This window comes from Paracoccus marinaquae, assembly GCF_018860165.1.
Taxonomy (GTDB): Bacteria; Pseudomonadota; Alphaproteobacteria; order Rhodobacterales; family Rhodobacteraceae; genus Paracoccus; species Paracoccus marinaquae.
Genome location: NZ_JAHKNG010000136.1, coordinates 1 through 710 on the forward strand (window position 1 = coordinate 1; position 710 = coordinate 710).

Here is a 710-nt window from a genome sequence, read left to right on the forward strand (position 1 = left end):
TTTCCGTAAGACGGGTAGCCTACAGCACCAGGATGCTGCGGCTGTCATAGACCGAGCGGCCGGCATTGACGTCGCGCAGGAGCGCCCGGCCGAGGGCGTTGCAGATCGCGACAATGCCGTCGATGCGCTCCGAGGAGCGTTCCTTGTCCGGCTTGATATTGCCGGCCGGATCATGGCGCACGGCGACATTCGAGGCATTCCAGCGCAGCACCGGATGGCCGCCATGCCACAAGAGCCGCGACACCGAGAGCCGCTCAAGTTCCGCGGTCGGCGCCGCCATGCTCAGAAACCCCTGACCGAACTGCACCAGGTTGATCCCCTCATCCTGCAGATGCTGGACGATCTCGCCGGCAAAGGTGCGGTCATAGCTGAGTTCCCGCAGATCGTGGCGCCCCGCCAGGCGGATGATCTCGGCCTCGATGAACGCGAAATCCGTTGCATTGCCGGGGGTGGCATCGAGGAACCCCTGATCACGCCAGGTATCGTAGGGCACCCGGTCGCGCTTGCCGCGGCGAAGGATGTCGTCCTCCGGCACCCAGAACCGGGGCAGCGCGATCCATTTTTCCGCGAGATCGCCCAAAGACGTGTTGATTGCCACTGAGAATTGACCCGGCATTGTCACCGAGATCTGACCCACCCGGTTGTTATGTTCTGCGCGTCATGTTGGCGTCAATGCAGATGTCTCCTTTCGTTTCTTTTTCGCCGTCTCG

General features: G+C 62.4%; 1 protein-coding gene. It reads right to left on the reverse strand.

What is annotated here, in order from left to right; genetic code table 11:
- Nucleotides 1-19: 19 nt before the first annotated feature.
- Nucleotides 20-598 (reverse strand): terminase TerL endonuclease subunit, encoded by a 579-nt coding sequence (locus tag KNW02_RS20675; protein ID WP_216035051.1) that lies wholly within the window; start codon nucleotides 596-598, stop codon nucleotides 20-22.
- Nucleotides 599-710 lie beyond the last annotated feature (112 nt).